The organism is Pseudomonas sp. 3296 (genome assembly GCF_031456615.1).
Classification (GTDB): Bacteria; Pseudomonadota; Gammaproteobacteria; order Pseudomonadales; family Pseudomonadaceae; genus Aquipseudomonas; species Aquipseudomonas mucoides.
Map to the genome: position 1 here is coordinate 318,582 of NZ_JAVDUY010000001.1, position 23,522 is coordinate 342,103.

General features: G+C 58.2%; 24 protein-coding genes. 11 read left to right on the plus strand and 13 right to left on the minus strand.

The window, feature by feature from the left end:
• Nucleotides 1–88: 88 nt before the first annotated feature.
• The 7 genes from J2X66_RS01505 to J2X66_RS01535 form a co-directional block, all read right to left on the minus strand.
• Nucleotides 89–1,099 carry a putative sulfate exporter family transporter gene (locus J2X66_RS01505; protein ID WP_310259998.1) on the minus strand — a complete coding sequence of 337 codons (1,011 nt, stop codon included), beginning with the start codon at nucleotides 1,097–1,099 and terminating at the stop codon, nucleotides 89–91.
• On the minus strand, nucleotides 1,096–1,422 hold the full coding sequence (locus J2X66_RS01510) for a Rieske 2Fe-2S domain-containing protein (RefSeq protein ID WP_310260000.1): 327 nt from the start codon (nucleotides 1,420–1,422) through the stop codon (nucleotides 1,096–1,098). The genes J2X66_RS01505 and J2X66_RS01510 overlap by 4 nt, the downstream gene beginning before the upstream one ends.
• On the minus strand, nucleotides 1,419–2,081 hold the full coding sequence (locus J2X66_RS01515; RefSeq protein WP_310260002.1) for a DsbA family oxidoreductase: 663 nt from the start codon (nucleotides 2,079–2,081) through the stop codon (nucleotides 1,419–1,421). Before J2X66_RS01515 ends, J2X66_RS01510 begins: the two co-directional genes overlap by 4 nt.
• Complete coding sequence (locus J2X66_RS01520; protein WP_310260004.1) at nucleotides 2,078–3,409, minus strand: MFS transporter; 1,332 nt, start codon at nucleotides 3,407–3,409, stop codon at nucleotides 2,078–2,080. The genes J2X66_RS01515 and J2X66_RS01520 overlap by 4 nt, the downstream gene beginning before the upstream one ends.
• A gap of 91 nt (nucleotides 3,410–3,500) precedes the next feature.
• Nucleotides 3,501–4,553, minus strand: a complete 1,053-nt coding sequence (locus J2X66_RS01525) for a 3-keto-5-aminohexanoate cleavage protein (protein ID WP_310260006.1) — start codon at nucleotides 4,551–4,553, stop codon at nucleotides 3,501–3,503.
• Between the two features lie 82 nt (nucleotides 4,554–4,635).
• On the minus strand, nucleotides 4,636–5,484 hold the full coding sequence (locus tag J2X66_RS01530) for a TauD/TfdA family dioxygenase (RefSeq protein ID WP_027921452.1): 849 nt from the start codon (nucleotides 5,482–5,484) through the stop codon (nucleotides 4,636–4,638).
• A gap of 13 nt (nucleotides 5,485–5,497) precedes the next feature.
• Nucleotides 5,498–6,478: a quinone oxidoreductase gene (locus J2X66_RS01535; RefSeq protein ID WP_310260009.1), complete on the minus strand. Its 981-nt coding sequence runs from the start codon at nucleotides 6,476–6,478 to the stop codon at nucleotides 5,498–5,500.
• Nucleotides 6,479–6,763: 285 nt separating this feature from the next.
• On the opposite strand from J2X66_RS01535, the gene J2X66_RS01540 reads away from it, so the two are divergent.
• The 11 genes from J2X66_RS01540 (at nucleotide 6,764) to J2X66_RS01590 (ending at nucleotide 15,526) form a co-directional block, all read left to right on the plus strand.
• Nucleotides 6,764–7,441 carry a DUF3313 domain-containing protein gene (locus J2X66_RS01540; protein ID WP_310260012.1) on the plus strand — a complete coding sequence of 226 codons (678 nt, stop codon included), beginning with the start codon at nucleotides 6,764–6,766 and terminating at the stop codon, nucleotides 7,439–7,441.
• 107 nt (nucleotides 7,442–7,548) lie between these two features.
• The gene (locus J2X66_RS01545; RefSeq protein WP_310260015.1) at nucleotides 7,549–8,010 is read left to right on the plus strand and encodes a hypothetical protein; all 462 of its coding nucleotides are present in this window, start codon (nucleotides 7,549–7,551) and stop codon (nucleotides 8,008–8,010) included.
• A gap of 302 nt (nucleotides 8,011–8,312) precedes the next feature.
• Complete coding sequence (locus J2X66_RS01550; RefSeq protein WP_310260018.1) at nucleotides 8,313–9,146, plus strand: winged helix-turn-helix domain-containing protein; 834 nt, start codon at nucleotides 8,313–8,315, stop codon at nucleotides 9,144–9,146.
• Complete coding sequence (locus J2X66_RS01555; protein ID WP_310260020.1) at nucleotides 9,143–9,622, plus strand: hypothetical protein; 480 nt, start codon at nucleotides 9,143–9,145, stop codon at nucleotides 9,620–9,622. The genes J2X66_RS01550 and J2X66_RS01555 overlap by 4 nt, the downstream gene beginning before the upstream one ends.
• A gap of 584 nt (nucleotides 9,623–10,206) precedes the next feature.
• The gene (locus J2X66_RS01560) at nucleotides 10,207–10,578 is read left to right on the plus strand and encodes a hypothetical protein (protein ID WP_310260023.1); all 372 of its coding nucleotides are present in this window, start codon (nucleotides 10,207–10,209) and stop codon (nucleotides 10,576–10,578) included.
• Entirely contained in the window at nucleotides 10,575–11,537 is a 963-nt protein-coding gene (locus J2X66_RS01565; protein WP_310260026.1) for a helix-turn-helix domain-containing protein, read from the plus strand. Before J2X66_RS01560 ends, J2X66_RS01565 begins: the two co-directional genes overlap by 4 nt.
• A 295-nt stretch (nucleotides 11,538–11,832) precedes the next feature.
• Complete coding sequence (locus J2X66_RS01570; RefSeq protein WP_310260029.1) at nucleotides 11,833–12,333, plus strand: outer membrane beta-barrel protein; 501 nt, start codon at nucleotides 11,833–11,835, stop codon at nucleotides 12,331–12,333.
• Nucleotides 12,334–12,408: 75 nt separating this feature from the next.
• Nucleotides 12,409–12,852 (plus strand): response regulator, encoded by a 444-nt coding sequence (locus J2X66_RS01575; RefSeq protein WP_310261414.1) that lies wholly within the window; start codon nucleotides 12,409–12,411, stop codon nucleotides 12,850–12,852.
• A gap of 132 nt (nucleotides 12,853–12,984) precedes the next feature.
• Nucleotides 12,985–14,769 carry a DUF1538 domain-containing protein gene (locus J2X66_RS01580; protein WP_310260032.1) on the plus strand — a complete coding sequence of 595 codons (1,785 nt, stop codon included), beginning with the start codon at nucleotides 12,985–12,987 and terminating at the stop codon, nucleotides 14,767–14,769.
• On the plus strand, nucleotides 14,766–15,128 hold the full coding sequence (locus tag J2X66_RS01585; RefSeq protein ID WP_310260035.1) for a P-II family nitrogen regulator: 363 nt from the start codon (nucleotides 14,766–14,768) through the stop codon (nucleotides 15,126–15,128). The genes J2X66_RS01580 and J2X66_RS01585 overlap by 4 nt, the downstream gene beginning before the upstream one ends.
• The gene (locus tag J2X66_RS01590) at nucleotides 15,125–15,526 is read left to right on the plus strand and encodes a hypothetical protein (protein ID WP_310260037.1); all 402 of its coding nucleotides are present in this window, start codon (nucleotides 15,125–15,127) and stop codon (nucleotides 15,524–15,526) included. Before J2X66_RS01585 ends, J2X66_RS01590 begins: the two co-directional genes overlap by 4 nt.
• A 73-nt stretch (nucleotides 15,527–15,599) precedes the next feature.
• Here J2X66_RS01590 and J2X66_RS01595 read toward each other — a convergent pair whose 3' ends face one another.
• The 6 genes from J2X66_RS01595 to iolD form a co-directional block, all read right to left on the minus strand.
• Nucleotides 15,600–16,622, minus strand: a complete 1,023-nt coding sequence (locus J2X66_RS01595; RefSeq protein WP_310260040.1) for an ABC transporter permease — start codon at nucleotides 16,620–16,622, stop codon at nucleotides 15,600–15,602.
• A gap of 57 nt (nucleotides 16,623–16,679) precedes the next feature.
• Entirely contained in the window at nucleotides 16,680–18,245 is a 1,566-nt protein-coding gene (locus J2X66_RS01600) for a sugar ABC transporter ATP-binding protein (protein ID WP_310260043.1), read from the minus strand.
• A 70-nt stretch (nucleotides 18,246–18,315) separates the two neighbouring features.
• A complete protein-coding gene (locus tag J2X66_RS01605; RefSeq protein WP_310260045.1) occupies nucleotides 18,316–19,242 on the minus strand; it encodes a sugar ABC transporter substrate-binding protein in 927 nt (308 codons plus the stop codon).
• 156 nt (nucleotides 19,243–19,398) lie between these two features.
• The gene (locus tag J2X66_RS01610; protein ID WP_310260048.1) at nucleotides 19,399–20,451 is read right to left on the minus strand and encodes a Gfo/Idh/MocA family oxidoreductase; all 1,053 of its coding nucleotides are present in this window, start codon (nucleotides 20,449–20,451) and stop codon (nucleotides 19,399–19,401) included.
• Nucleotides 20,452–20,507: 56 nt separating this feature from the next.
• Nucleotides 20,508–21,518, minus strand: a complete 1,011-nt coding sequence (locus J2X66_RS01615) for a Gfo/Idh/MocA family oxidoreductase (RefSeq protein WP_310260051.1) — start codon at nucleotides 21,516–21,518, stop codon at nucleotides 20,508–20,510.
• A 39-nt stretch (nucleotides 21,519–21,557) separates the two neighbouring features.
• Nucleotides 21,558–23,489 carry a 3D-(3,5/4)-trihydroxycyclohexane-1,2-dione acylhydrolase (decyclizing) gene (iolD, locus tag J2X66_RS01620; RefSeq protein WP_310260054.1) on the minus strand — a complete coding sequence of 644 codons (1,932 nt, stop codon included), beginning with the start codon at nucleotides 23,487–23,489 and terminating at the stop codon, nucleotides 21,558–21,560.
• Nucleotides 23,490–23,522 lie beyond the last annotated feature (33 nt).

The window sequence follows — 23,522 nt, forward strand, 5'->3', positions numbered from 1 at the left end:
CCGGCGTTTGTGACACCGACCGAGAGCCGCACAGTGCTGAGGAGTCAAACCCGGTGCGGCCCTGCCATCAAACGGATGTTGATCGGGCTCAGAACCCCCAGCGCAGCAACAGCAGCACCAGGACGACAAGGAACACCGTCTCCCCCACCATCAGGAGAATGGGCTTGATGCCGACGGAGGCCAGCTCCTTGAGCTGAGTCTTCATGCCCAGAGCACTGATGGACACCACCAGGCACCAACGCGACAGGTCATTGACCGTGCCTTGCACGACGGGCGCAATCCATCCCGTGCTGTTGATGCACGCCAGCAGCAGAAAGCCGACGGCGAACCACGGCAGCAGCGGCGGTCGCTTGCCGCCCGTTTCGGCGCCTTGCATGCGCGTGACCATGGCCGCACAGACGATAACGGGCAGGAGCATGGCGACTCGCATCAGCTTGACCACGGTGGCCGTGTCACCCGTTTCGGTCGACATGCTGTAACCGGCACCCACCACTTGGGCCACATCGTGGATGGTGGCGCCGAGGAAAATGCCCGCCATTTGCGGTGACAATGAAAACCAGTTGGCAATCATGGGATAAACAATCATCGCCATCGTCGAAAGGGCCGACACGCCAATGACGGTAAACAGTGTGGCGCGTTCTTTCTGCGGATGATTGGGCAAGGCTGCCGCCAGTGCCAGCGCTGCCGAAGCGCCACAGATCGCCGTCGCGCCACCGGTGAGCATGCCGAACAAACGCTGGAAACCCAGCATCTTGGCCGCAATCACCGAAACGCCAATGGTCACCACCACCAGCGTCACTACCAGCGCTACGGGCTTCCAGCCCAGACCGGCAATCTGCTCAAGGGTAATGCGCATGCCCAGCAGGGCCACGCCGAGGCGCAACACGGTGCGCGCGGTAAATTCGATACCGGCCTTGCACACGCCCTCCCCGGCCAGGAAGTTCAGCGCCATGCCCAGCAGCAAGGCGAACAGCATCACCGGTGCACCGTAGTGCTCGGACAAAAACGAAGCGGCGGCGGCCACGATCAGACTGACGATAAAACCCGGGGCCAGTTCGCGTGTTCGGCTATGGATACGGGTGAGAGCAATGGCGCTCATGGCGCGGACTCCTCAGAAGCGATAACGATAAAAGCCTGGCCGTCGACGAGCTCGACCGGGTAATTGTTGACCTTGAGCTGGGTGGAATTGAGCAGGTAACCACTGCGCAGATCGAAGCGCAGGCCATGGGCGCAGCATTGAATCACCCGGCCATCGAGGCGCCCGCCGCACAGCGAAGCGCCCTGGTGCGGGCAACTGTCATCGATGGCAAACACGTCGCCGTCGACGTTGAACAGCGCCAGGCTTTTGTTCTCGAATTCGAACAGCGCACGACCACCCGCCTGCGGGAGCTTTGCGGCAGGCACCGGGACACGACGCGTCATGACGGGGTCTGCATGCGCTGGCGTTCCAGCGCTTCGTACATGACGCTCAACATCACCTCGGCAGGCTGCGCGCCGACCAGCGTTAATTGACGGTCGAACAGAAAGCTCGGTACACCGCTGGAGGCCCCGACCTCGTTACCGACAAAGGGACCGGATTCATCTCTCAGGTAGTCCCTCACCGCGTCGGCGTCGTAACCGCACGATTGGGCGATGGTGATCAACGTCTCGCGGCGACCGATGTCCTCGCCGTTCTGGAAGTAAGCGGCGAACAGACGCTCGAGCAGCTGATCGCGCTGAGCCGTGCTACCCCGTGAGTTGGCATGCGCCAACAGACGATGGGCATCCGCAGTGTTGGGCATGGTGGTGATGCGACTCAAGTCGACGTCTACCCCGACCGCTTTCGCCGCCTGCTGCACCTGGGCCTGACGCATGGCGACCGCTTCGGCGCTGCCCAGACGGTTGAGGTAGAACTCGGCGAACGGTTCACCCTGTACCGGCAGGTGAGGCAACAACTGCACCCCGTGCCAAACCGTGGTGACCAGCACATCCGGTTGCTGCGCGTGCAGCAACGCTTGTGCGCGCTCCAGTTGGCGTTTACCGATCAAGCACCAAGGGCAGATGAAATCGAAAAACACATCTATACGTAAACGAACACTCACACCTTCACCTCTACCACAGCTTCACTGACAGAATCGTTGACACGCTCACCCGCCAACCGGGCGATATCCTTGTGGTAATGACACTTGGCAAAAAAGAACACCGCCGCTGCCGCGATACTCACCAGCGGTACCAGTTGGAAGGCCGCGTGCAAACCAATCAGGTCGGACACCTTGCCGGTGATGAACGGCCCCGGCGCCAGGCCGAGCAAATTGTTGGCCAGTGTCAGCGTGGCAAACGCCGTACCGTGCACCGAATAGTGGGTCAGGTTGGCAACCATCGCCCCGGCCGGGCCGGTTGTGCCGGCGGCAATCAACATGCCCAGGCAAATCAACAGCAATTGCGCAGGTCCCGGCGGCAAGGCGAACGCTGCCGACAGCAGCAGGCAACTGCCCAGGCAATAAGCGATGGCCAAAGCGACCTTGCGTTCGGCCGACTGACGACACATGCGATCACTGAGCATGCCGCACAGGATCATCCCGGCGCCGCTGCACAGGACGATGATCGCTGCGACACCGCCCGCCTTGTCCGGCGCCATGTCGTAATAGCGATTGAGGTAGCTGGGCATCCACACAATCACGGTGCCGCCCACGAACAGTTGCAAGCCACTGCCGATGTAAGCCGCAATCACCGAAGGGCTGGAGCACAGCGTGCGCAATGGACGCTTGACCACCGCGGCGACTTTTTTGCCGGCCTGGGCGGCGCGTTGCGGGGCAATGCGCGCTTCCTTGACGATGATCGGGTAAAGCACCGCCAGCAGCAGACCAAACAGAGCCATGCCGGCAAACGACCAGCGCCAGCCGAGCTTGGCCGCGATCGCGCCGCCCAGGGCCATGCCCAACACCGAGCCGAACATCCCGCCCGCCATAAAGGCACTGGCCAGGGTGGCCCGCATGTGTTTCGGGAACACCGAAATCACCACGGCAATACCGACGCTGCCATAGGCAGCCTCACCGACACCTACCATGAAGCGGGCGATAAACATTTGTTGGTAGTCCTGCGCCAGCGCACAACCCAGCGTGGCCAGACTCCACAGCAGCGCCATTAGCGCCAGGCTTTTAACCCGACCGAAGCGGTCAGCCATCAACGACAGCGGAAACGTCAGCAGGCCAACCATCAAGGCCACCACGCCGCTGAGCAAACCCAACTGACCGTCCGTCAGGGCCCACTCGCCCTTGAGCATCGGGAATACCGCGTTCAGCACTTGGCGGGACATGTAATCGGAAATCAACAAGCCGAACGTCAGTGCGAAGACGATCCAGGCATATTTGCGCGCAACGCCGACACCACTGATGTCGTCATCGTCGGCGGCGATTGGGTGAAAGGCCATGCAGCCTCCTCGAAACATTATTTTATTGTTGTTATCGAGCGTGTTTCACTGCAGCGAGCGAGGGGTCTACCCCCCTCGCTCCCGCTGTCGGTCAGCCGCGTTGCGGCACACCTTTTTGCCCAGCCTTGCGGTTGGGGGCCATGCCGTTGGCCAACAGGGTTTCTTCGATAGTGTCGTACTTCACACCGATGCGATAAATCTCGCGGGCTTCTTTGCCGGTAGCGATGTCGCGACCCAGTTCATGGGCAATGCGCACGGTCTGCTTGATCTGAGCAACCGAACCAAAACGCTCGCCCTTGTGATCAATGATAGTGTCTTCGTTGCCCACACGCGGGTGCATACCCATGGCCATCGACATGGTGTTGAACGGCAGCACGTTCTTGAGCAGCGACTCGGAGGTCAGGGTGCAGCCGTCCGGTACGCGGTGGATGAAGTTGAAGAAGTTGAATGGATTCGGGCCGTCGAAACCGCCGCCGATACCGATCCAGGTCAGGTTCAATGGACCTTTGTAGAGACCCTTGCGCACCATGCGCTGCAGAGTTTCCAATGCGTGCATGCCGGTCAGCTGGAAGTGCGGCTGGATGTCATTGTCCATCAGACGCTTGAGGTGCTCGATAACCCAGGCCGGGCCGGCCGGTACGGTCATTTCGCTGTAGGCCGCCTGGTAGGCAGGGTTGGCCAGGGAAGTGCCTTCCAGGTATTCCGGATACAGCAATTCCATGATGTTCATCTGGGTGGTGTTGATCGCCACCGTGACCTGATCCGGTTTTGGCGTCAGCTCGGCCAGCATGTGGCGGGTATCGTCGGACAACCACAGCGCGGCTTCGCCATCGCTTTCCGGTGCGAAGGAAATCGAACCGCCGACCTGGATAATCATGTCCGGCACCGCTTCACGGACGCCGGCAATCAATTCGTTGAACTTGGACAGGCGCTTGGAACCCTTGCCGTCCAGTTCACGCACGTGCAGGTGCAGCACGGTAGCGCCGGCTTCATAGCACTCGACCGCTTTCTGGACTTGTTCGTCCATGGTCAGCGGGATGTCTTCCGGGAAATCTTCGGGCATCCACTCAGGGCCGTACGGGGCCACGGTGATGACCACTTTTTCCATGTTTTCCGGGTGCAGGGAATCGTCGAAGAATTGCATGAGTTACTCCAGTTTTTATGATTGTCCGCCTGCCGGTCATGCCTGGCAGGCGCGTCTACGAGTGAGAATTCAGAGGGGGCGATCAGAACGTCTTGTCACCAATGATCCCGGCGCGTTCCATCTTGCGATGGCACGGCGGGTAATCCATGACGGCGTAATGCTGGGTGCTGCGGTTGTCCCAGATGGCGATGCTGTTCGGCTTCCAGCGCCAGCGAACCTGATACTCAGGGATGTACGCCTGGCTGATCAGGTAACGCAGCAACTCGCCGGCGCCGGGGTTGGCGTCCTGGCCGAAGCGCACCCTTTCTGGGGTGTGGTAGTTGCTGAAGTGGGTGGTGAAAGCATTGACGAACAACACCTTCTCGCCGGTTTCCGGGTGGGTACGCACCACCGGGTGTTCGGCGTCCGGGTACATCGCTTTGAGCGCCAGGCGTTTTTCAATCGGCATGGCGGCACCGAAGCTCGCTTCGATGCTGTGGCGGGCACGCAGGTCGGCGATCTTGACTTTCACGTCTTCCGGCAAGTTCGCATAGGCCAGGACCATGTTGGCCCACATGGTGTCGCCGCCCACAGGCGGGCACTCTACGCAACGCAGTACACAGCCCATCGGCGGGGCTTCGCGCCAGGTGGCGTCGGTATGCCAGGCGTTCTCGTAGCGATCCATTGGCTGGTCCGGATTTTTGTAGATGCGCACCAGCCCCGGATGATCCGGGTCGCTGCCGGCCACCGGGTGATCCTCCAGCTCGCCGAAACGACGGGCAAAGGCCACGTGGTCGGCGCGGCTGATGTCCTGATCGCGCAGGAACACCACCCGATGCTTGAGCAACTGGGCACGAATCTCGGCAAACAGACCGTCGTCATGCACCGCGTCGGCGAGGTTGACGCCGATCAGTTCGGCGCCAATGCTGCAGGTCAATTGTTCGACTTTCATGGCTGGCAGCTCCTTAAATGACGAAAATCGACGAACCAGTGGTCTTGCGTGACTCCAGGTCGCGATGGGCCTGGACAGCGTCTTGCAAGGCGTAGTGCTGGTTGATTTCGATCTTGATGCGACCGTTGCCGACATGGTCGAACAACTCGCCTGCCAGCTCGGCTTTTTCCGCCGGATCGGCGATGTAGTCGGCCAGGGCCGGGCGCGTCATGTACAGCGAGCCTTTCATCGCCAGCAGCGCTGGATTGAACGGCGGAATCGGACCGGATGCAGTCCCGACACACACCATCAGGCCACGACGCTTGAGTGAGTCCAGCGAGCCCTCGAAGGTGGTCTTGCCAACGCTGTCGAACACCACGTTGACACCCACGCCGTCGGTCATTTCACGAACGCGTTGGGCGACGTCTTCATGGCTGTAGTTGATGACCTGGCTGCAACCGTGAGCCAGGGCAATTTCACCCTTGGCCTCGGTGGATACGGTGCCGATGACGTTCACGCCGAGCAACTTGGCCCACTGCGAAACGATCAGGCCGACACCACCGGCAGCGGCGTGCAGCAAAATAGTGTCACCCGCCTTGAAGTCGTAGATGCGGCGCATCAGGTACGACGAGGTCAGGCCGCGCATGGTCATGGCGGCGGCGGTTTCGAAGCTGATGGTTTCCGGCAACTTGATCAGCGGTGCGGCCGCGATCAGACGCTCGGTGCTGTAGGCACCCAGGGTATTGAGAAAACCGGTGTAGGTGACGCGATCCCCCACTTGCACATTGGTCACGCCTTCCCCGACGGCCTGAACCACACCGGAAGCCTCAACCCCCATTCCGTTGGGCATAGGGATCGGGTAGGTGCCATTGCGAAAGTAGGTGTCGGCATAGTTCAAGCCGACCGCCACATGACGAAGACGAACCTGGCCTGGACCGGGATCGCCGACTTCCACGTCTTCATAGCGAAGGACTTCGGGACCACCGGTTTCGTAGAAGCGTACGGCTTTGGCCATGATTTCTTATTCTCCAATCTGCAATGTTGGCTTACTGCGTCGAAATGCGCTGATTGGACTGTAGGATGCCGCCCTGGGAACCGCTTCTCATCAGACGACAATGGCTTTTCATTTCATGACACACGCCTTGAGGAAAGATTCGGGTTGAGGGCCGGAGATGCGCCGGCGGCCATGTTTAATTCTTTTTGAGGGTTATTGATTCGGATTATGCAGTCAGTGCGGGCAGCATGCGCCCCGCTTTGCCGGAACCTGAATGACAACTTTCATCACTTGAGAACAGAACACATGAGCATGTCGAATAAATGGATTGCGGGTATCGCCTTGAGCTGCGTGTTTCAGGTCGGCTGCGTCTCGAAAGTGGCGCAGCAAGAGCAGTATTCGGGCTTCCTGGCCAATTATCAGGGGCTGGAAGAACAAACGACGCCGAGCGAACAGAAAGTACTGCGCTGGGTGTCGCCCGGGTTTGATCCTCACGCCTATTCCACTGTCGTGTTCAAGGAAGTAGAGCTGTATCCGGCGCCGAAACCGACCGAACGCGTCAACTTGAAAACCCTTCAAGACGTGCAGACGATGGCCAGCAACAGTATCAAGACCGCCCTGGCCCCCTCCTACACCATTGTCTCGAATGCAAAACAGGCACCGGCCGCTTCGCGGACCTTGATCTTGCAGGCGGCGATTACCCATGTCAGCGCCAACAACGAGGGCATGCATTGGTATGAGGCCGTTCCGATCGGCGGGATTATCGGCGCCACGCAAGCCGCTACCGGTCATCGCGATCAGACCGCGGAAATGTTTATTGAAGCCGATCTGATCGACGCCAACACCGGTTTGGCAGTCGCCAAGGTGGTACGCAAGGTGTTCGGCGCGACGTTGAAAAACGCCAGCCAGCCTATCGCTGCCAATGACTTCAAGGTCGCACTTAAAGACGTGACGAACGACATGCACGCACTGCTGACCAAGTAGTAACCCCTGCGAGATACCCCATTGCGAGTAGACGCGCATGGGGTTTCAGCCTCTGGCCTGAACACATCGTCAGGCCACGAAACGACGTTTTACGAGAGTCCGGCTTGATGAAAATACTGACGTTTACCTTATCGGCCCTGGCATTGCTCGCCAGTTCGCAGGCATCGGCGGTGACAGTGGTGCCACTGAAGAGCCAAACTTCCCAGACGATCCAGCAAGACACCAGCGCCTGCCAATCACAGGCCAATGCGCAATTCCCGATACAAAACACAACGCCATCGGGTGGTCGGGTAAAAGGCGCGACCAAAGCGGCGGTCGTCGGTGCCACTGCCGCGGAGGTTCGAGGCCGGCAACACGAAAACATCTACGACCAGGTCGACGACGATATCAAGCAAGACTATCGCCAGAACAATGCGCGCAGCGCCGCCGCAGCCGGTGTGGTGATCGGGGGCTCACGACAACGCCAGGAGCGCCGTCAGGACGCGGCCGCCACCGACCAAAGCATCACCGCCAACAACTCCGTATACAGCAGCTGCCTGCAACAGCGTGGCTACAACGTTTTACCTTGATCCAGGCGCTCCTTGAGGGAGCGCTGGCCTGCCTGAAAAACCTGCCTCGCAGTTTTCGGCTAGCGCCGATGCCCCGTATCGAGCATTATTACTGCCCTCGATAGAAACTCCGTGGGCCACCCTTGCTTGATTCCAGTGATGCTTTTTTTGCGCTACCCCCGCCTTCTCTAAGGGCTCCCTCCGCACCTTCCGCGCTTGTCCGCTTGTAGCCGTTCAGTTCCCTGACCCGTATGGATCGCGTCAAAACCAGCCCATCCAAACCGTCTGTATACTCAGCCAGAACCGCCGAACGGAGGACTCCCATGCGCTACGCCTTCAAGTTGAAAAATGGTGCCATGGCCCTTTTCGACCCCGATACCGCCTTGCTTTCCATCACGACGCCCCATGGCGATGTTCAAAGTTCCACGATCGGCCGGGCTGAATCCCGTCTGCTGGACCTGCTGCTGATGGAACCCGGCCAGACCAAAAGCCGCGATGAGATCATCGACTACACCTGGAATGACCGCGTCGTCGCCTCCGGCAGCTTGAATCAGGCCGTTTTTTCCCTTAGAAACCTGCTTAATGACAGTCGGGATCATGAGATTCTGATGACGGTTCCCCGTCGAGGTTATTGTTTCAACCGTCAGTATGTCGTCGATGCCCAGACGGATTTGCCGGTGCCTGCAGAGGAAGCCGTGCAACCTATTGCGCCGGTTATCGAGGAGCTTGCGCCAGCCGACAATGAGCCTGTCCCGCTACGGACAGGCAAAACCACCCAATCGACTTACATGACGAAGGCTCTGTCAGTCGGTTATGTCCTGACCTTGGGCGTCTGCGCATTTGCTGGTTTCCACTCTGGCTTCCACTCTGGTTTCGATACGCGGAATGTAGAGGTTTCAAGCATCAGACAGAACGACCTGACTATCCATGCAGTCGGTAATAGCGTCGCTGAAGCTGAATCACTGAGGGATCTTTCAGCTAAACAGGTGCAACAGGCTTCTCTGAACTTGAAAGGTCAGGTCTGGCTGAACTTGTTTAAATCAAACTATTCCGTTTCATGCGTTCGCCCGGATGAAAGCACTGTAAATTTGCAATTAAACAGTGATCAAAAAGACCTCGCATTGATGATCCGCCAATGCCTGGAGACAACCCTATGAAGTCAATACCGCCCATTGCGCACTGGACAGTGCTGGCAATCATCAACGCCGTATGCATTTTCTCCCTGGTTTATTCGCCATCCTATTACATGGAAAATATCAGTTATCAAACCATCACCCGTCAATGGCTGGAAGATCTCAATCAACTCAATACCGAAGAGTATCTGACCATCGGCCACGGTCGACTGACGCAAACCACCCTGGAAAGCCTGAACGGAAAAATTCGTAACGCCACTCTGACGGCGGACATCATTCGCGAAAGCAATCATCACGTTCAGATAAAAATAAATAACGTCAAACTTAGCCAGGATACAGAACTGTTTGCTATTGAAAAGACACCTGATCTTTTTTTCAGACGACAATATGTCCTGCAAGAAGGCGCCGTTCTAAATTACGAATTGATTCCTACCAACGATAAAAACACCGTGTGTTTTTATGTGCACGATCTTGGCCGTCTACGTTGCATGAATCACTGAGTCTGCGAAGCCGGGTCAACAATAAAAATAATAATTACTCATTTGTATCAAGCGTTCCTCCCCTTCAAAGTCCCTCCTCTACAGTTTTCGGAGCCGTATCTGCTGTCGCTCAGCACAACAACGGCTCCTGGCTTATCCCGACACATACATTTTTTGCGAGCCGTCATACCGATGATGACCAAGATGCTGGCAGTCCTGTCTCTAGCGGCATTGCCCTTTCATTCAGTGGCACACGATGAATACTCCAACGGCAGCACGGAGATTGACTTCTACTCAATAGAATTGAGTCCGAATGAAAAACTGAAATTGTCGCACCTTCAGATTTACTCCGAGAATGAATCTCATGACGAGGGAGGAGCAAACGACAACGCCCTACCGTCTCCGCCACAACGCCTTATCAATGACGACCCTGCCCTGATCCTGCTTTGATATTTGTTCTGCGCTTGACTGCCCGCCCCTGAGCAATATGAGTTTTTGATTTTAATTAGCATCGCCGGCGCCTGATCATCCACAGACCAGGCCGTGAGCATCATGCGGCTGACACCAGGCTCTGACTGAAAAATCACTAACAAGGAAGCACGTCAATGCAGCTAAAAAACTTCGCAACCGTTTCGTTTGGTGTATTGCTTTCTCTCAAGGCCATGGCCTATGACAAGGACGTTTATAGTGCCGAGATGACGCGTGTTGAAAGCAACAAGAAGTCGCTGGACGACGAACACTCTCGTTACAAGATTTGCACAGACTATCGAGTCGACGATTTTTTTGCCTTTGATGCCGCCGCGATCGGCCCGGCCAGTGAAACATCGGCCATTTTTGGGTCGAAGATAGCGCCGTGTAAACTTCAGAGCCTGGTGGATACCCCCCTGAGCGACGCGTACGTTTTTGCCGCGGCGCTGGAGCTTATGCCGGCATCGCCTGGCACCGTCCATTTAGCTGAAGAGCCTTCAATTCCATGAACATCCCTGATGAAGTCTTTCATGTAACCGCTACTCCTGCGGATAACGCCAATAGAACCATTGGCCGATGGGAGATTAACCTCATCACCTCAGAACATGAGGCGAACATTCGACAGCACAAACTCATGCATAGCCCCCGAGTGCAATGCAGTCGGCTGGAGTTTGATTCGGCTGTCACGATGATCAGCTCTGTGCCTCATGGCTGTGTCAGCTTTGCCATTTCACAGACGTCCGTTGGCCGTCCCCTCGTCAATGATCATGAACTGCGCCCCAACGAAATCATCGCGCTGCACAGCGATGAACCCGTGCGTTACACCTGCGAGCCGAATGAAACGCTGTTCACCCTGACGACGACGCTGGAACATTATGCCCAGTGCCTGGAAAATCATCCCGCGATCGACGTCCTGGCCAATCGAAAGGAACAGCGTTTTCAGGTGGCCAACTTCAAATTAATACAGTCTGCCATTCAAGCCATCAGCGCTTACGCAACTGACGTCAAAACCCCTTCTTTAAAACAGCGTGACAGCTCGAAAGCTTCAGGCATTGAAAGTGCACTGCTGACTTCGCTGTTGCGGGCACTCACGCCGGTTGGGCGCTCCGCGCTTAAAACCCCGACCCGAAGAAGGGTTGCGATAGAGGCCATCGAATACATCCACGCCAATGCAAAAAAAGCGCTGTGCATGAAAGCGCTGGTCAAACAACTCAGAACGACGACTCGCACCTTGCATCATGGTTTCGTCGAAACGTTCGGCGTGACGCCGATTGCCTACATTAGAAATGTAAGGCTCGCCAATGTTCGCCGAGACTTGATCCGCAACACCTGGCCAACGGTCACCGAAACAGCAATGTATTGGAACTTCCACCACCTGAGCAGGTTTTCCAAGGCGTATCACGATGCTTATGGGGAAGTGCCTTCGGAAACCGCCCGGCGCCACTCATCCAAACTGCAACTTCGATAAGCGCCAGATCCAAAAATAACAATCATTAATTTTTCTCCGCTCCCCCAAATGGCCAACATTGCTTATTTCTCAGCCGAAGGGACCCGCATGCGCTATCGATTGAATTCATTACCGCTCAAACAGAAGATCTTCTTTTGCCTGGCCGCGTACCTATGTGGCGTCGCGTTAGCCTGGCTGATTGACGGCTTATAACCCATACAAAATATCAATCATTGATTTCTATCAATCTTCGCGATCACTCAAATTCTTAGCGTTCACCTCACCACCGACAACCTGTAGAAGGACTTCACCTCACATGTTATTTCGAAACCTTGGCTTCGTTTCGCTGCTTTCGCTACTGTCTTTTCAGGCATTCGCGGATGACAAAGGTTTGTATCTTGGCGCCGGCGTCAGCAGCATTGAGACCGACAAATCCCAGCTGAGCGATGACGACACCAGCTATAAGGTTTTTGCAGGCTATCGCCTCAACAGTTATCTCGCGTTCGAAGGTGCTTTTGTTGATCTCGGCCAATTCGAAGACAAGGATCTTGATTTCGATGGCAAGTCAGTTCAGGCCGCGGCCCATATCGGCTTTCCGATAGGCGATCGCGTGCGAGTGTTCGGTAGTGTCGGTGCTCACGCTTGGGATGCTGACGGTAATGCCAGCGATGACGACACGGGCGTGGACCTGACCTACGGGGCCGGCGTTGAATTTGATGTATTTCGCAACATTGGTATCCGTGCCGAATATGAAGTACTGGAAGTTGGTGAAATCGATCTGAATCAAACAACGGCCTCTGCTTACATTCTCTGGTAATGCGCAGTTGAATCGAGCGGCCCTGTGGGTCGCTCGATTCAACCCCTGGAAACCCTCTTCCCGACCAAGAAGCCGATGATCGACTACGACCTTTTAAGTGACGCCGAGCGAGAGGCAATCAACGCCGCCATTCAGGCCCCGGGATTGCCACTTCAAACAGCCTTGATCGTCGACGATGACGACGCCACACGCGAGTTGCTGGCCGAAATTCTCCAGGTCAATGGCATCGCGTGTGTGACGGCTGGCAGTGTCGCCGAGGCTCTGTGTTTGTTGGAAATCGACAGTTCAATCGGGCTGGTGATTACTGACTTGCAGATGCAACCGCTGGGTGGCTTGGCGTTGATCCGCGCGATCCGAAACTCCGAATGGGCGGATCTGCCCGTTGTGATCGTTTCCGGAGATGCAGAGGTTCGAGATGCCATCGAGGCCATGCATTTGAATGTGGTCGACTTTCTGTTGAAGCCGATCGATGCGTACGAGCTGATCAACCTGGTTCAGTTCGAACTGGGTTTTAAGTGAACGGGTTCACACCGAGTCACTCCTCATCTCCCCTGCTACGCTGATGACTCAACGGAGGTATGGGAACACCGCGACAAAGACGAGACCGCCTGAGGGTCGAACATCCGTAGATCAACCTCAACAGATGACTCTATGAAAGACACCATTCGCTACGCCGAATACTTGCATAAGATCGGAGCAGGTCGCCGCGAAATACCCATGCGTGAACTGGTCTGCGCACCGGTCCGCGATGCCGATGGCCACTGGCAGGCCGCCCCTCACAAAGCAGTGAAATTACGTGGTGGCGAGATCGCCGCCATCCTCAAGCCTTATCTCAACGTCCGTTTTATGGAGCAGCTTAGCGCCGTGGTGCCGCTGGCCCTGTACCTGGTGCTGTTTCAGATCATCATCCTGCGCCAGTTGGTTGAAGACTCGGTGCTTGTCACGGCAGGCCTGTTCGCCGTCATCGTCGGACTGATGCTGTTCATGGAAGGCCTGAAACTTGGCCTGATGCCTTTCGGCGAAATCATCGGCAGCAACCTTCCGCGCAAGTTATCCCTGCCGGTGGTGTTGCTGGTGACCTTGCTGCTGGGCATCGGGGTGACGTTCGCCGAGCCCGCTATCGGTGCGCTGCGCGCCGCCGGGCAGAACGTTTCGGCAGAGCGCGCGCCCTACCTCTGGGCGATCCTCAATCAGTGGACCAGCGCACTGGTTCTGGTGGTGGGGGCCAGCGTCGGCCTGGCCGCTGTCATCGGCACGCTGCGCTTCCTCTACGGCTGGAGCCTGAAGCCGCTGATCTATTTATCACTGGCGCCCGTTCTGCTGCTGACGGTGTACATGAGCAGTGATCCTGAGCTGGCAAAGATTATCGGCCTGGCCTGGGATGCCGGCGCAGTCACCACCGGACCGGTCACTGTCCCGCTGGTGCTGGCGTTGGGCATCGGCATTGCAGCGGCTGCCGGCAAGGGTGGTTCCGGGCTGTCCGGATTCGGTATTGTCACCCTCGCCTCATTGTTTCCCGTGATCGGCGTCATGCTGCTGGGCCTGTACGTCGCAGCCATCTCTTCGCCGGCAGACATCATCGCCGCGGCGCAGGCGGCGGCCAGCGCCGGACAACTGGCGGCTGACTGGCACACCGTCAGCCCCGGACTGGAGATCGTTTCCGGGCTGCGGGCCATCGTGCCGCTGGTGATATTCCTGCTGATCGTCCTGAAACTGCTGCTACGCCAAAGCCTGCCACGGCGCGGCGAGATTTTCCTCGGCATCGCCCTGACTGTGGTGGGCATGTGCCTGTTTAATCTCGGTCTGACCTATGGCCTGTCCAAGCTGGGAGGCAGTGCCGGCTCGCTGATTCCAGCGGCCTTCATGCAGACGCCGGGTTCGGACGACTCCCCGCTCTACCGGTATGAGGTGGGGTTGGTACTGGCCCTGGTTTTCGCCTGGGTGCTCGGGTATGGGGCGACCGTCGCCGAACCCGCGCTGAATGCGCTCGGCGTCACCGCCGAGACACTGACCAACGGTTTTATCCGCAAGCGCGGCCTTATCCGTGCTGTATCGATAGGTGTCGCCTGCGGCATTGCCGTGGGTGTGGCCAAGTTGGTGTTCGGCCTGCCACTGGTCTGGCTGGTGGTGCCGCCCTACCTGTTCGCGGTGGTACTGACGTTTTTTTCGACCGAAGAATTCGTCAACGTGGCCTGGGATAGCGCGGGTGTCACCACGGGGCCAATCACCGTTCCGCTCGTTCTGGCCATGGGCCTGGGACTGGGCAATGCCACCAACGCCGTCGAGGGTTTCGGCATACTTTGCATGGCCTCCGTCGGCCCGGTCATCAGCGTCATGCTCCTCGGACAGTGGGCGCGTTTCCAATTGTGGAGGCAGACAAAGGCCGCCGCGGAACAACCTGCGAAGCAATTAATGGGCACGGGAGAAGCAGGATGAGAGCTGAAGGAATTACCTACCTCACTGACGTTGCACTGATCACCTGCATCGTCCCCGTCGGGCGCGCAGATCTGGTGATCCGTGCGGCCCAGGGCATGGGCGCGCCAGGTGCCATCGTCTACCACGCCAACGGGATCGGCCCCCGTGAGCGACTCGGCCTGCTCAGCATCGCAATCGATGCGGAGAAGGAAGTGGTGAGCCTGCTGGTCGCTGCCGACTACCAGGATGCGGTACTCGAGGCGATCTATCACGCGGCCAATTTGAACGTTCCCGGAGCTGGAATGATCTATGCGACCCCCGTGGAAAAAGTGGCGACGTACATCCCCCGCGAGATGCTGAAACAGGAGAATGCCTCGTGAGTCTGGCGGTCGCAGGTGTACCGGGTGGGGCTGCAAAACTCATTACCTGCGTGTTGCCCGACGATGGCACCGAGCGCACGCTGCTGCAGTTATTGCGAGAGACACATGGCATTACCCGCGCGGACAGCGTCAATTGCCGAGGCGTGGCCATACTGCAGGCCGCCAAAGCACCCCGCGACGAAGTGCCAGAGGCGGTGCTCACCCGGGTAGTCAATGTGGTGGTGGAAGTAGCCCAGGCTGAAGAGGTGTTCGACTTCATTTGTGTAAACGCCAGGCTGACCGAGCCTGGCAGAGGGTTGATGTACATGACGGCGTTAAATTTCGCTACGGCAATGGCGATGCCTGAGGGAGTAACGGAAGAGCAAGGAGCGATACCCATTCGCTCGGAGCGACAATAACCCCCCAATCGATCAACGATCAGGGTGTTGGGAAGCGAGAGCCAGAACAGGCTCCCGCTGTTCGCAGTCCATTTCAGCGCTTGAGTTTGCGCTTGTTGCGGTATTGGTCGATGACCACTGCGACCACGATGATCAAGCCCTTGATGATGTCCTGGATGTAAGCATCGACGCCGACGAACGTAAACCCGCTGGCCATCACGCCAAGAATCAGTGCGCCGATGACCGTGCCGGTGATGCGTCCAACCCCGCCCGCCAGGCTGGTCCCGCCGATGACCGCTGCGGCAATCGCGTCCAGCTCATAGGACATGCCCATCCCGGCCTGCCCAGTGGCTGCACGGGCCGACGCCACCACGCCCGCCAGTCCTGCCAGCAACCCGGCGATGCTGTAGACGATGACCAGATGGCGTTTGACGTTAATACCGGACGTCCGCGCCGCCTGCATGTTGCCGCCGATGGCATAGGTGTATTTACCGTACTTGGTGTAGCGCAGTGCGATGTGGAAGATCACCGCCACTACCAGAAAAATGATCACTGGCATCGCGCCGTGACCAATGGCCGTGTAGGAATCCGATAGCATGCTCACCGGCTGGCCTTCGGTGTAATAGCGCGCCAGGCCACGGGCAGAGACCATCATGCCCAAGGTGGCAATGAACGGTGGAATCCCGGTGATGGCAATGATGCTGCCGTTGATGGCCCCCGCCAGCAGTCCGACACCGAGCCCGACAATCACGGGGATCCACACCGGCAAGTCAGTCAGCGACGGGAATACCGCCCGAGTAAAATCAGAGGTCTGCGCCAGGCTGGCCGCGATCATCGCTGACAAAGCCAGCACCGAACCAGACGACAGGTCGATGCCGGTGGTGATGATGACCTGGGTCACGCCAATCGCCAGCAGACCGATGATCGACACTTGCAGGATCATCAATACCAGCCGCTGGGAGTTCATGAGGAAGCTCTGGTCGCGCACGATCCAGCCGAAAATCTCGAACACCAGGCCGATGCCAATCAGCACAAGGAAGATGCTCAGCTCAGTCGGAAAGCGCCGGCGACTTTTGACCGGTGCGGTTGCCGGTTTGTTTTCCAGTATCGCGTTCATAACCACTCACCCCTTTATCGCATCATCGGCGGCGGCCGAAGCCTCCACCGGCATCCATTAATGAACCGCGGACATACCCGAGGCCAGTTGCATAACTCGTTCCTGAGTCGCTTCGCTGCGGTCGAGCGTTCCCATCAGGTCACCCTCGTGCATGACCATCACCCGGTCACTCATGCCGAGTACCTCGGGCAGCTCTGAGGAAATCATGATGACCGCCATGCCTTCGCTCGCAAGGTAGGAAATAAGGCGGTAAATCTCGGCCTTGGCGCCGACATCGATACCGCGGGTCGGCTCGTCGAGAATCAGGATTCGTGGGTTGGTCATCAGCCAGCGCGCCAACAAGGCTTTCTGCTGATTACCACCGGACAAGGTATCGATGCACTGCTCCAGCGACGGGGTTTTGACCCGCAGCTTCTTGCACATGTCTTCGCATAAAACCCGCAAGGCTTTTTGCTGGATGAAGCCGTGGCCGACGTAGTGCGGCAACACCGCCATTTCCATGTTTTCCAGCACCGACAGGCACGGGAACAGGCCGCTGAGCTTGCGATCTTCGGTCAGTAACGCGAAGCCCTTCTCGATCGCCATGTGTGGATCGCTGATGCGCACCACTTCGCCGTCGAGACGAATCTCGCCACCGTCGCTCGGGGTGATGCCGAAAATCGCTTCGGCCACGTTGGTTCGCCCTGAGCCCATCAACCCGGCGATGCCGAGGATCTCGCCGGCATGCAGATCGAAGGACACATCCTTGAAAATGCCGTCCAGTTTCAGATCGCGAACCGACAGCAGCAGATCGCCAATCGGCTTTTCACGCACCGGAAACAACTGGCTCAGCTCGCGGCCGACCATCATCGAAATCAGGCTGTCGCCGTCCATGCTGTCGGCCCGTTGCAGGCCGATGTAGGCACCGTCACGGAACACCGCCACTTCATCGGCGATGCTGAACACTTCGTTCATTTTGTGGGTGATGTAGATGATGCCTTTGCCTTGGCTTTTGAGGTCGGCAATGATCGAAAAGAGGTGGGCGACTTCCTTGTCGGTGATGGCCGAAGTCGGTTCGTCCATGATCAGGACGTCGGAGTCGTAGGACACCGCTTTGGCGATTTCGACCATCTGCCGCTCGGCGATGCTCAAGTTGCCGACCAACTCTTCCGGATCGAGGTTGATCCGCAGGCGTTCCAGCAGTTTCGCCGTGCAGCGGTGCATTTCACGGTGGTCGATCATGTGGAAACCGTTGAGTTGCTCACGGCCGATCCAGATGTTCTCGGCGATGCTCATGTGCGGCATCAAGTTGAGTTCCTGGTGGATCATCGCGATCCCGGCCTGGAGCGCAGCCAGTGGCGTTTCGAAGACCACCGGTTTGCCTCTCAGGCGCAGTTCACCAGCGTCCGGCTGATAGATGCCGGCAATGATTTTCATCAGGGTGGATTTGCCCGCGCCGTTTTCGCCCATCAGGGCCAAGACAGAACCGGGGCGTACCCGAAGCTGCACATCGGACAAGGCCACCACACCGGGAAACCCCTTGCTGACGTTGATGATCTCCAGCAGGTACGGCTCATCGACAGGTGTTGCAGCTGGCTGGATACCCACCAACGGGGTGCTCGAAGCAGTCGCTGAAGCGAACATGATCAGGTACTCCATCAGCAAGGTCGCGGTCGCAACCTTGCGTATTTATTGTTGTTATTGAGCGGACGAGCTATTTGAACGTGTCGACGTTTTGCGGGGTGATCAAGCGGTATGGCACCCACACGGCCTGTTCAACCGGCTCGTTTTTGGCCATTTTCACGGCGGTGTCGATCGAACCGTCGGCCTGACCCTTGGCGTCCTGGAACACCGAGACGGCCATGTTGCCTTTCTTGATCGCGTTCAGACCGTCCGGCGTTCCGTCGACACCGGCGATCAGCACACTGCCTTTCTCGACGCCGGCCTGTTGCAGGGCCATCGCAGCACCAATGGCCATTTCATCGTTGTTGGCGATGACCGCGTCAAACTTGCGACCCTGGGTCAGCCAGTCGTTCACCAGGGTCATGCCCTTGTCTCCCAACCAGATGCCGGTCTGCTCTTGTTCGATCTTGATGTTCGGGTATTTGGCCAGTACGTCTTTGACGCCCTTGGTGCGGTTGGTGGTGGAGTTATTTGCGAGGTCGCCCAGCAGAATCACGATGTCACCCTTGCCGCCCATCTTGTCAGCCAGGTACTGCATCTGCATTTCACCGGCCTCCAGGTCGTTGGAGGCGACAGTCACGACGCCTTTGGGCAGCTTCAGATCATCGGGGCGGCGGTTGACATAGACCAGCGGGATGCCGGCCTTGACGGCGGCTTCGGTGATTTTCTTGGTGGCGGCGGTATCCACCGGGTTGACCACGATGGCATCAACCTTCTGGCTGATGAAACTTTCTACCTGACTCAGTTGCTTCACCACGTCGCTGCGGGCGTCTTCGAATTGCAGCTGCACGCCCTCGGGATAGGACTTGGCTTTTTTGTCCATGGATTCGCGCAGGTAGGTCAGCCAGGTGTCATCGAATTGGGACATGCTGACGCCGATTTTCATATCGGCGAGCGCCGCGCCAGTGGCGAACATCAGGGACAAGGCAAGTGAGGCGAAACGGATCTTGGTCTTCATGAAAAGTCTTTCTCCACATTCTTGTTGGTTTTATGGATGAGGCGTGACGATTTCAGTAAGCAGGCAAGCGGGAAAAGGGTTGAAGCAGGTGGCGAGGCAGGTCGCTGGAAATGACTCTATTAGAATATAATTTCTATATCAACTCATTTTAGAATTTTATTCTGATTTTATTCCGTGGCTCTTGAACGGGCTCAATTCCACCACTTGATGCCGCTCGGCGCTCAGTCGCGCAGCGTCTAGCACGCGGGTGGTCGCCAGTGCATCACGGGCATCCACAGGCAGTGGGCCACCGCTCTGCAACGCGGTTTGTAGCTGTAAATAGAACTGATTCCAGCAACCACGCTCGGACGGAACCCGTTCGCGCCGTTCGTCCTGTTCAAACCAGCCCCAGCGGCGATGCTCTTCAACGCCCCAGCGTTCACCTTCGGATTTCGGCGAGAGCCCGGCGAGCGCCGATGCTTCTTGCCCGTCCAGGCCATCGACGCTGTAACAGCCTTGGCTGCCGGTCACCCGAAAACGCGGGCCGGGGGTGTTTTGCAGGCAGCTACCGCCCAGGTGTGAGGTCACGCCACTGGCATGGGTCAGGGACATAAAGAAGCCGTTATCGAAGGCCTGGCCTTTTTCCAGGTAATCCAGCTCGGCGTAGACCCGTGTCACCGGGCCGAACAACAGCAACGCCTGATCCACCAGATGGCTGCCCAGATCACGCAGGAAACCACCGCCACTGCCGTTGTTCACCGCCTGCGGCGAGTAACGCTCGATCCGCGATTCGAAACGGGTGACCTGGCCCAATGCACCGGATTCGATGAGTTTGCGCACGGTCAGGAAGTCCGAATCCCAGCGACGGTTCTGGTAGACGCTGAGCTGCACACCCTGGCGCTCGGCCATGGTGATCAGGGTTTGAGCTTGCTGCGCATCGGCGGCGAACGGTTTGTCGCTGACCACCGCCACCCCGTGTTCGATGCCATCGAGCACCAGTGCCGGACGCCCCTTGAGCGGCGTGGACACCACCAGCACATCGATCCCGGCCTCCACCAGTTGGCCGATGCTGTCGAACGCCAGCACCCCTGGGTGCTCGGCCGCCAGCAATTGTCGGCGTTCCGGTGAACGGGTGACCACACCCACGAACGTCGCCGCCGGCAAACTGCTGATCAGCGGAGCATGGAAAAACCGGCCGCCATGGCCGTAACCGACAAGTCCGATACGCATATTGTTCTCCTGATAATCGTTCCCACGCTCTGCGTGGGAACGATCATTACCGAGGGTTAGCCGTAGAAGTGTGGGCGGTCAGGGAGGGCAACTTTGACGATGGCCCCGCTGTTCTGTGCTTCGATGCACGCGTCTGCTGCGACGGCAGCGGCGAAGCCATCCCACGCTGACGGGCCACCGACCTGCCCGGCCCGCACACCGTCGATGAACGCCTGCAACTCAACGTCGTATGCGGCAATGAACCGATCCTTCCAGTCCATCAAAATCGCGTTGGACAACTTCGCCCCGCTGCGCAACTGAACCTGCGACGGCTCCGGCAGTTTGGCGATGCCGGTCTCCCCCACCACTTCGCACTGGATGTCGTAGCCGTATTGGCAATTAACGAACACTTCCACGTCGATGCGCGTGCCCTTGGCGGTTTCCAGCAGCACGATCTGCGGGTCTTTCAAATGCGCGAGGGCCTTGCTGCTCTTGCGCGGGAACACCACTTGCACCGACACGTAGTCGTCATCGAGCAACCAGCGCAACACGTCCAGTTCATGGATCAGCGTGTCGGTGATCGCCATGTCGGTCTTGTAGTTTTCCCCCACGGTCGGGTTGCGGTGCGCGCAGTGCAACATCAATGGCTCACCAATCTGACCGCTGTCGATCACTGATTTGAGTGCCCGATAGCCTTCGTCATACGGACGCATGAACCCGACTTGCACCAAGCGTTTGCCATAGGCCACTTCGGCCTCGACGATTTTGCGGCAGCCTTCAGCGGTGACCGCCAGCGGCTTCTCGCAGAACACCGGCTTACCCGCCGCAATCGCCGCCAGCACGAACGCTTCGTGGCTCGGGCCCCAGGAGGTAACGAGGATCGCTTCGACTTCCGGCGCCTGGATCAGCGCGTGGCCGTCGGGATAAACCTCGGCGGTCAGCTTCAAGTCGGAAACGACCTTCGCGGCTTGCTGCAAGTTGATGTCGGTCACCGCAACGACCTGGCTGTTGAGCAAGGTCTGGCTACAACGACGAATGTGGTCCTGGCCAATGGCCCCGGTGCCGATGACGCCAAGCTTCAAAGACATTTAATGACTCCTAGATTTGTTGTTGTTCGTTCAGGGCAATCAGTACTGACGGGCCTTGGCCAGTCGTTCATTCAGGGTCTTGGCCACCGCATCGGTGCGGGCACTGGTGGAGACTTGCGCCACGCCGACCCGCCACCACGACAGGTAGCCGTGAATCATGGTTTTGGGCAGAACCTTGATGTCGATCAGCGTCGACACCGTCTGCAAGCGCGCATCGGCCAATGCGGCTTGCAGTTCTTCGACCGTGTTCACTTTGTAGGTCTTGCAGCCATAGGCCGCCGCGCTCATGGCGAAATCCACCGGCACGAAGCCACCGTCGAGCTTGCCGGTTTCAGGGTTGCGGAACCGGAATTCGGTGCCGAAGCTGTCCATGCCGTTGCCCATCTGCAGGTTGTTGATGCAACCGAAGGTCATGTTGTCCAGCAACACCACGTTGATCTTGCGTCGCTCCTGAATCGAGGTCGCCAGCTCCGAGTGCAGCATCATGTAAGAGCCGTCGCCGACCAGCGCATAGACCTCGCGATCCGGCTCGGCGAGCTTCACGCCCAGTGCGGCGTTGACCTCGTAACCCATGCAGGAATAGCCGTACTCGACGTGATAGGTGTTCACCCCCTTGCTGCGCCAGCTGCGCTGCAAGTCTCCGGGCAGACTGCCAGCGGCGGCGACGATCACGGCGTCATCGGCGAGCGTTTCATTGAGCACGCCGAGGACGCGGCTCTGGGTCAGGCAGGAACCGGTCAGTTCGATGAATTCGCGCAGCACCGCCGGGTCCATGTGGTCGTTGATTTCCGGGATGAAGTCTTTGCTCTGGTATTCGGCCTGATAGAGACGGTCGACTTCTTCGTCCAGTTGCACCTTGGCCTGACGCGGTTGATCGCCCCACGCAGAACGGTAATCACCCAAGGCTTCAGCCAACGCTTGCAAGCCGACTTTGGCATCCGCCAAGAGTTGCACGCCGTCGAGCTTCAAGGCATCGCAGGGGCTGATGTTGAGGTTGAGAAATTGCACCTCCGGATGCTGGAACAGGGATTTCGACGCGGTGGTGAAATCGCTGTAGCGGGTGCCGACACCGATGATCAGGTCCGCATCCCTGGCCAACAGATTCGCCGCCAGACAGCCGGTTTCACCAATCCCGCCAACGTTCAGCGGGTGGCTGGACACCACCGCACTTTTGCCGGCCTGGGTTTCGGCGAAAGGAATATCGAAGCGCTCGGCAAACGCCTGCAACGCTGCATTGGCACCGGAGTAACGAACCCCGCCGCCGCAAATGATCAGCGGCTTGTGCTTGCCTTTGAACAGCGCCAGCGCATCACCGAGCATCGCTTCAGTCGCCGGCCGACGTTCGATGCGGTGCACGCGCTTTTGCAGGAAGTAATCAGGATAGTCGTAGGCCTCGGCCTGCACATCTTGTGGCAAGGCCAGGGTCACCGCGCCGGCTTCGGCGGGGTCGGTGAGCACGCGCATGGCGTGGATCGCCGCCGTCATGAGTTGCTCGGGACGGTTGATGCGGTCCCAGTATTTGCTCACGGCCTTGAACGCGTCGTTGGTGCTGATGCTCAGGTCGTGGAACTGCTCGATCTGTTGCAGCACCGGGTCCGGCTGACGGCAGGCGTAGACATCGCCGGGTAGCAGCAACAACGGAATGCGGTTAGCCGTGGCCGTGGCGGCAGCGGTCAGCATGTTGGCCGCGCCGGGGCCGACCGATGACGAACAAGCGTAGATCTTGCGCCGCAGGTGTTGCTTGGCAAAACCGATGGCGGCGTGGGCCATGCCTTGCTCGTTGCGGCCCTGATGGACGATCAGGTCACCACTGTCCTGCTCCAGGGCCTGGCCCAGTCCCAGCACGTTGCCGTGACCGAAAATGGTAAAGATCCCGGCGACGAATTTGCTTTGAACCCCGTCGACCTCGATGTACTGGTTATCGAGGAATTTCACCAGGGCCTGGGCCATGGTCAGTCTTGTTGTGGTCATAACTGATCCTTCAATAAACGAAGAAACCCTGTG